The 7,514-nt window shown below is 69.7% G+C and carries 8 protein-coding genes; 6 read left to right on the forward strand and 2 right to left on the reverse strand.

What is annotated here, in order from left to right; translation table 11 throughout:
• Positions 1-58: 58 nt before the first annotated feature.
• Complete coding sequence (locus ACZ63F_RS18645; RefSeq protein ID WP_004925829.1) at positions 59-472, forward strand: ATP-binding protein; 414 nt, start codon at positions 59-61, stop codon at positions 470-472.
• Positions 469-1,581, forward strand: coding sequence for an RNA polymerase sigma factor SigF (locus tag ACZ63F_RS18650; RefSeq protein WP_469712254.1), 1,113 nt, complete (start codon positions 469-471; stop codon positions 1,579-1,581). The genes ACZ63F_RS18645 and ACZ63F_RS18650 overlap by 4 nt, the downstream gene beginning before the upstream one ends.
• A gap of 13 nt (positions 1,582-1,594) precedes the next feature.
• On the opposite strand, the gene ACZ63F_RS18655 is transcribed toward ACZ63F_RS18650, so the two are convergent.
• Positions 1,595-2,035, reverse strand: a complete 441-nt coding sequence (locus ACZ63F_RS18655) for a hypothetical protein (RefSeq protein ID WP_469712255.1) — start codon at positions 2,033-2,035, stop codon at positions 1,595-1,597.
• 116 nt (positions 2,036-2,151) lie between these two features.
• Between ACZ63F_RS18655 and ACZ63F_RS18660 the strand changes: the two genes are divergently transcribed.
• A complete protein-coding gene (locus ACZ63F_RS18660; RefSeq protein WP_352363270.1) occupies positions 2,152-3,120 on the forward strand; it encodes a diacylglycerol/lipid kinase family protein in 969 nt (322 codons plus the stop codon).
• A gap of 320 nt (positions 3,121-3,440) precedes the next feature.
• On the forward strand, positions 3,441-3,698 hold the full coding sequence (locus ACZ63F_RS18665) for a WhiB family transcriptional regulator (protein WP_010353616.1): 258 nt from the start codon (positions 3,441-3,443) through the stop codon (positions 3,696-3,698).
• Positions 3,699-3,880: 182 nt separating this feature from the next.
• Here the strand turns inward: ACZ63F_RS18665 and ACZ63F_RS18670 are convergent, their stop codons facing one another.
• On the reverse strand, positions 3,881-5,347 hold the full coding sequence (locus tag ACZ63F_RS18670) for a sensor histidine kinase (protein WP_352363341.1): 1,467 nt from the start codon (positions 5,345-5,347) through the stop codon (positions 3,881-3,883).
• A 632-nt stretch (positions 5,348-5,979) separates the two neighbouring features.
• On the opposite strand from ACZ63F_RS18670, the gene nagB reads away from it, so the two are divergent.
• Positions 5,980-6,765 carry a glucosamine-6-phosphate deaminase gene (nagB, locus tag ACZ63F_RS18675; protein ID WP_469712257.1) on the forward strand — a complete coding sequence of 262 codons (786 nt, stop codon included), beginning with the start codon at positions 5,980-5,982 and terminating at the stop codon, positions 6,763-6,765.
• A gap of 132 nt (positions 6,766-6,897) precedes the next feature.
• Positions 6,898-7,514 (forward strand): GNAT family N-acetyltransferase (locus ACZ63F_RS18680; RefSeq protein ID WP_469712259.1); only part of this gene is annotated, 617 nt, incomplete at its 3' end.

Below are 7,514 nucleotides of genomic sequence, written 5' to 3' on the forward strand. Positions count from 1 at the left end.
CGTTACCCCGGGGGGCGACCCTCGGCCCCGAAAAGCTTGTACCACCATGGAGGTGAGGGTGTCCCAGATCGCAGGCGAGCCCGCGACCCAGGACTTCGTGGAAGTCCGGCTGCCGGCTGCGGGTGCCTACCTGTCGGTGCTGCGCACGGCCACGGCCGGTCTCGCCGCCCGCTTGGACTTCACCCTGGACGAGATCGAGGATCTGCGCATCGCGGTCGACGAGGCCTGCGCGATCCTGCTCCAGCAGGCCGTTCCCGGCTCGGTGCTCAGCTGTGTCTTCCGCCTCGTCGACGACTCGCTGGAGGTCACGGTCTCCGCTCCGACCACGGACGGCCACGCCCCCTCGCGCGACACTTTCGCCTGGACCGTGCTCTCGGCCCTGGCGGGCAAGGTCTCGTCGGCCGTCGACGAGGACAAGACCGTGTCGATCAGCCTCTACAAACAGCGCGGCGCGGGACCCGGGCCGGCGTGAGGAACGGGGACGGGCCGGTGCGGGACGAAGAGCGCGGCACACGGGAGCTGCCGGCCGGGGGCGAAGGCCCCGGGGCCGGCTCCCGCCGCATGGCTGACGGCATCGACGGCATCCCGGAGCAGGCCAGGCCGCACCCGGAGGACTCCTCCGCGCGGGCCGGTCTGGAGGGTGCCGTGCAGAGCGCGCCCCCGGAAGGGCGGAGCGGGGTCGCGGCCCCGCACCGAGCCGGGGCGAAGGCTCGCGGAAGGGCGACGGGCGGGACGATGAGCGAGCACGAGCGATACGCCGAGGACGAGGCGCTGGCCGCGGAGGTGGTGCAGGCGACCCAGCACGAACCTCAGGAGCGCGCCGAACCTCAGGACCGCAGCGGCGCGCGCGCCCTGTTCGTCGAGCTGCGCGGGCTGAAGGAGGGCAGCGCCGAGTACGCGGAGCTGCGCAATCGGCTGGTCCGCATGCATCTGCCGCTCGTGGAGCACCTCGCTCGCCGGTTCCGGAACCGCGGCGAGCCGCTGGACGACCTCACCCAGGTCGCCACCATCGGCCTGATCAAGTCGGTCGACCGGTTCGACCCGGACCGGGGCGTGGAGTTCTCGACGTACGCCACTCCGACCGTGGTCGGCGAGATCAAGCGCCACTTCCGCGACAAGGGCTGGGCCGTCCGCGTTCCACGCCGTCTGCAGGAGCTGCGCCTCGCGCTCACCACCGCCACGGCGGAGCTGTCCCAGCAGCACGGCCGCTCCCCCACGGTGCACGAGCTGGCCGAGAAGCTCGCGATCTCGGAGGAGGAGGTCCTGGAGGGCCTGGAGTCGGCCAACGCCTACTCCACGCTGTCCCTGGACGTCCCCGACACCGACGACGAGTCGCCCGCGGTCGCCGACACCCTGGGCGCGGAGGACGAGGCCCTGGAGGGCGTCGAGTACCGCGAGTCCCTCAAGCCCCTCCTGGAAGACCTCCCGCCCCGCGAGAAGCGCATCCTTCTCCTGCGCTTCTTCGGCAACATGACCCAGTCCCAGATCGCCCAGGAGGTCGGCATCAGCCAGATGCACGTCTCACGCCTGCTGGCGAGGACCCTGGCCCAGCTGCGGGAGAAGCTCCTGGTGGAGGAGTAGAGCGCCCCGCAGGTCAGCTACTACGCCCGGGTCCCTTGATCCCGAGGGCCTGGGTGGTGGCGGAGTTCACCAGCAACACCAGCGAGGCGATCGCCACCACCGCGAGCACGATCCCCACCGGAATCGCCACGCTGTCGGCCTGCAGCAGGCTGTACGCCACCGGCAGCGCCATGATCTGCGTGATCACCGCCGGGCCCCGGCTCCAGCTCTTGCGCAGCAGCAGACCCCGTGCGGCGAGCAGCGGCAGCAGCGCCAGCACGATGACGGTGATTCCTCCCGTGATCGCCTGTCCCCTGTCGTCCGGATCCCCGGTTACCCCGAGCACGGCCAGCCACACCCCGCCGGCCAGCAGGGCGAGCCCTTCCAGCCCGACCAGCCCGGCGGCGTACGTCAGCCGCCGCGGACGGGACTCCTCGATTCCGCCGGTCTTCTCAGCCGCAGGTGCTTCACTCACCCCAGAAGGGTAGCCCGCGGCCGCCACCCGTAAGTGTTGAGGCTCACGCCCCTCTCTCTTACCGGATCCCTAACTCGGTCTGGGATCGGTACTTTCCAGTAGGTACGCTGCAATCCATGCGTGCACTTCTCGTGGTCAATCCGGCGGCAACCACCACAAGCGCACGTAGGCGCGATGTCCTCATCCACGCGCTCGCGAGCGAAGTGAAGCTGGAGGCGGTCACCACCGAGTACCGCGGCCACGCCCGTGACCTGGCACGGCTCGCGGCGGAGAGCGAGGACATCGATCTCGTCGTGGCGCTCGGCGGCGACGGCACGGTCAACGAGGTGGTCAACGGACTCCTCCACAACGGACCCGACCCGGACCGGCTGCCCGGCCTCGCCGTGGTCCCCGGCGGTTCCACCAACGTCTTCGCCCGCGCCCTGGGTCTGCCCAACGACCCGGTCGAGGCCACCGGCGACCTGCTGGACGCGCTGCGCGAGAAACGCGAGCGCTTCGTCGGCCTCGGCCTGACCGCCGGCACGCCCGGCACCGAGGACGAGGCGGTCCCGGCCCGCTGGTTCACCTTCAACGCGGGGCTCGGCTTCGATGCGGGCGTCGTCGGCCGGGTCGAGCAGCAGCGCGAACTCGGTAAGAAATCCACACACGCGCTGTACGTGCGGCAGGTCGTCCGGCAGTTCCTCGGCGAGCAGCACCGCCGGCACGGGCCGATCACACTGGAGCGGGCGGGCGCCGACCCGGTCACGGATCTTGTCGTGGCGATAGTCTGCAACACCTCGCCCTGGACGTATCTCGGCAATCGTCCGATGTACACGTCGCCTAAGGCCTCGTTCGATAAGGGCATCGACGTACTCGGTCTCAGCCGCCTGTCGACGGCCGCGGCTGCCCGGTATGGCACGCAGTTGCTCACTTCGTCCCCCGAGAAGGGACCCCACGGCAAGCACGCGGTGTCGCTGCACGATCTGGACCAGTTCACCTTGCATTCGAAGGTCCCACTCCCCCTCCAGATGGACGGCGACCACCTGGGACTGCGTACGAGCGTGACGTTCACAGGCGTACGCCGCGCACTGCGTGTGATTGTGTGAGCGGAACGGGCCAAAGTCCTTTCACTCGAACGTTTAGGCCAGGATCCACCCCATGGAAGTACGGCTGTGACCCAGTCGACACCGAGGAATCAAAAAAAACTTTCCGGAAGGGGTTGTATCCGTCGCTGAGGTTTGCGAGTCTCTACGTGGCGGTCGGGACAGCCCGCAACACCGGCGTCCGCTGATCACCGGAATCCCCCTTCAACTCACAGGACCCCTGCCAGGGAACCTGGCGGTCGGCCCTTCACTTGTTGAGGGATTCGTGAAAGCGTTCACATTCACAAGCAACGTGCATGTAATACCAAGGAGAGGTAGCAGCCATGGACTGGCGTCACAACGCCGTTTGCCGCGAGGAAGACCCCGAGCTCTTCTTCCCCATCGGCAACACCGGTCCTGCGCTGCTGCAGATCGAGGAAGCCAAGGCCGTCTGCCGGCGCTGCCCCGTTATGGATCAGTGTCTGCAGTGGGCGCTCGAGTCCGGTCAGGACTCCGGCGTCTGGGGTGGTCTCAGCGAGGACGAGCGTCGCGCGATGAAGCGCCGTGCCGCCCGCAACCGGGCCCGTCAGGCCACCGCCTGACAGTCCCACCCCTGATGACAGCCTGAGCTTGGCGGCGCGTACAGCGAGTACGCATCTCCCGCCCCCGAGCCGCAGCGCGCAGTACCCCCCGATGCGCTTAGCAGTAAGAGCAGCAACGAGCGAGCAGCCCCGGACCCACCAGGTCCGGGGCTCTTTGCTGTCCCGGAGCTGCGCCAGGAGGCTCACTTCTGCGGGCGCACCGGCACGTCCAGGATCACCCGGGTCCCGCGCTCGGGCGCCGGCACCATGTCGAACGTGCCACCCAACTCGCCCTCCACCAGCGTCCGTACGATCTGCAGGCCGAGGTTGCCTGAGCGGTGCGGGTCGAAGCCCTCGGGCAGGCCGACGCCGTCGTCCTGGACGGTGACGAGGAGCCGGGCCTCCTTGGTGGTGCCGCCGCGGACCGCCGAGACCTCGACGGTGCCGGTGTCGCCCTCGCGGAAGCCGTGTTCGAGGGCGTTCTGCAGGACTTCGGTGAGCACCATCGACAGCGGGGTGGCGACCTCGGCGTCGAGTATCCCGAAGCGGCCGGTGCGCCGGCCGGTGACCTTGCCCGGCGAGATCTCGGCGACCATCGCGAGCACCCGGTCCGCGATCTCGTCGAACTCGACGCGTTCGTCCAGGTTCTGGGACAGCGTCTCATGCACGATGGCGATCGAGCCGACCCGCCGTACGGCCTCCTCCAGGGCCTCCCGGCCGCGTTCCGAGTCGATGCGCCGGGCCTGCAGGCGCAGCAGTGCGGCGACCGTCTGGAGGTTGTTCTTCACCCGGTGGTGGATCTCCCGGATGGTCGCGTCCTTGGTGATCAACTCACGCTCGCGGCGCCGCAGTTCGGTGACGTCCCGGAGCAGCACCAGGGAACCGATGCGGGTGCCCTTGGGCTTGAGCGGGATCGCCCGGAACTGGATGACGCCGTCCTCGGACTCGATCTCGAACTCGCGCGGCGCCCAGCCGCTGGCGAGTTTGGCGAGCGCCTCGTCCACCGGCCCCTTGGTCGGGGCGAGTTCGGCCGTGGTCTGGCCCAGGTGGTGGCCGAGCAGGTCGGCGGCGAGGCCGAGGCGGTGGTAGGCGGAGAGGGCGTTCGGTGAGGCGTACTGGACGATGCCGTCGCCGTCCACCCGGATCAGGCCGTCGCCGACGCGTGGCGAGGCGTCCATGTCGACCTGCTGGTTCGGGAAGGGAAACGATCCGGCAGCGATCATCTGCGCCAGGTCGGAAGCGCTCTGGAGGTAGGTGAGCTCCAGGCGGCTCGGGGTGCGCACGGTCAGCAGGTTGGTGTTGCGGGCGATGACCCCGAGCACCCGGCCCTCGCGCCGTACCGGGATGGACTCGACCCGTACGGGGACCTCTTCGCGCCACTCCGGGTCGCCCTCGCGGACGATCCGGCCCTCGTCCAGGGCGATGTCCAGCATGGGCCGCCGTCCGCGGGGGACCAGGTGGCCGACCATGTCGTCCTGGTAGGAGGTGGGGCCGGTGTTGGGGCGCATCTGCGCCACCGAGACGTACCGGGTGCCGTCCCGGGTGGGGACCCACAGAACCAGGTCGGCGAAGGAGAGGTCGGAGAGCAGCTGCCACTCCGAGACCAGCAGATGGAGCCACTCGAGGTCGGAGTCGTCGAGGGCGGTGTGCTGGCGGACCAGTTCGTTCATGGAGGGCACGTCTGTGAGCGTACCTGGGGGTATGTGGATGGCCGAAAATCGGCGAGTACGGCGGGAAGGCGAGGCCCGGAGACACCCGCGGGCCGCGGCGCCTGGGAGGGACCCTCAACCCTCCCGGCACCGCAGCCCGGAGCAGCAACGGCCGTGGGGTGTGCGGTCCCGGTCGGCCGAAGGTGAGGAGCCGGGGCAGTCAGGGCAGAGAGCTCCGGTTCCTCGGTCCGCCTTCCTGTGCGGGGAAGACGGAAGAGTGTGACTGTGCCGTACGGCTGATGCCGTACTCGTTCAGCCCCCGTACGCAATTGTGGACTAGACCACGGTGTGTGTCCATGCGTTGGAGACTGTTCACAGTTGGTGCGATCGCAGCGTAGCCCGCCGGGAGCGGCCGTGGGGGCGGATGTCCGTGGCAATTTTCGGCGGCCCGGGCGAGACACGGCCGCTCGTTGCGGAAATTTTCCTCAATTCACCCCATCTGACGTATTCACGTAACCTCGCACTTGTCCGCTTTCCCTGTGCCCGGCCTCCGGCGACAGGGGTCGGTTCTGTTAGATTGGTCCCATCAGATTGGTCTAAACCACATAGACCTTCCAGACCCCTCCAGCCCTCTTCAGAACGGCAGGCCCAGCGTGGAAGTTGTCATCGTTCCGGACGCCGCCGCGGGTGGCGAGCTGATCGCCGAGGCCATGGCTCAACTGCTCCGGCACAAGCCGGCCGCGCTGCTCGGGGTGGCCACGGGCTCGACCCCGCTGCCGATCTACCAGGCGCTCACCGCAAAGGTCCGCGCCGGTGCGGTGGACGCCTCACGGGCGCGCATAGCCCAGCTCGACGAGTACGTGGGGCTGCCGGCCGACCACCCGGAGTCCTACCGGTCGGTGCTGCGGCGCGAGGTGCTGGAGCCGCTCGGGATCGGTATGGACGCGTTCCTCGGCCCCGACGGGGCGGCCGAGGACGTGCAGGCCGCCTGCGAGGCGTACGACGCGGAGCTGGCGAGGGCGGGCGGCGTGGACCTGCAGCTGCTCGGGATCGGGACCGACGGGCACATCGGGTTCAACGAGCCCTGCTCGTCGCTGGCCTCGCGCACCCGGATCAAGACGCTGACCGAGCAGACGCGCGTCGACAACGCGCGGTTCTTCGACGGGGACATCACGCAGGTGCCGCACCACGTCATCACCCAGGGGATCGGGACGATCCTGGAGGCACGGCACCTGGTGCTGCTGGCCACGGGCGAGGGCAAGGCCGACGCGGTCGCGGCGACGGTGGAGGGACCGGTCGCCGCGGTGTGCCCGGCGTCGGCGCTGCAGCTCCACCGGCACGCCACGGTGGTGGTCGACGAGGCCGCCGCGTCGAAGCTGAAGTTCGCGGACTACTTCCGGTACACCTTTGCCAACAAGCCCGAGTGGCAGGGGATTTGACGGTTCCGTTCCGTCTGCCGGGTTCGTGCGATGCGGACTGACGGGGGGTGGGGGGTTGCTCGCGCAGTTCCTCCCCCAGCCTTCGGCCGGGGGTACCCCCAGCGCCCCTTACGGGGCGCTACGTTGCCCGGTATGACTGTGCTGGGAACCGACGTCTGGCCGCCTGCCCCGATCAGGACCGAACGCCTCGTGCTCCGTGAGGCCGAGGCACGGGACCGGGCCGCGGTCATCGAGATCAACACCTCGCCGGAAGTGGGCGCCTACGTCGGTGGGCCCCGGCCCCGTGCCGAGCTCGAACGCGTGCTGCCCGAGGTCCCCGGTCGGCGCCCCGGGTACTTCGTGGTCGAGCTCGACGGAGCGGCGATCGGCACCGTCGAGCTCAACGCGCAGAGTCCCGACGCACCTGCCGAACGCCTGGCGGCCGGGGACACCCACCTCGGCTACCTGTTCCTGCCGGAGGCCTGGGGGCACGGATACGCCCGCGAAGCGTGCGCGGCGGCGCTCGACTGGTTCTCCGGCGCGCGTCCCGGTGAGCCGGTGGTGCTCTACACCCAGACCGCCAACGTCCGCTCGATGCGTCTCGCGGCCAGGCTCGGGTTCACCGAGGTCCAGAGGTTCGAGGAGTACGGCGCCGAGCAGTGGTTCGGGGGGGGGGCGCCCGGCCCGGTGGGGCACCCCCCAAAAGGCTTTCTTCGCCTTCCCCCCCCCCCGCTCCCCCCCCCCCCCCCCCCTCCCCAACCACAGCCGCC

The sequence above is a fragment of the Streptomyces sp. NPDC104761 genome, from assembly GCF_055583445.1.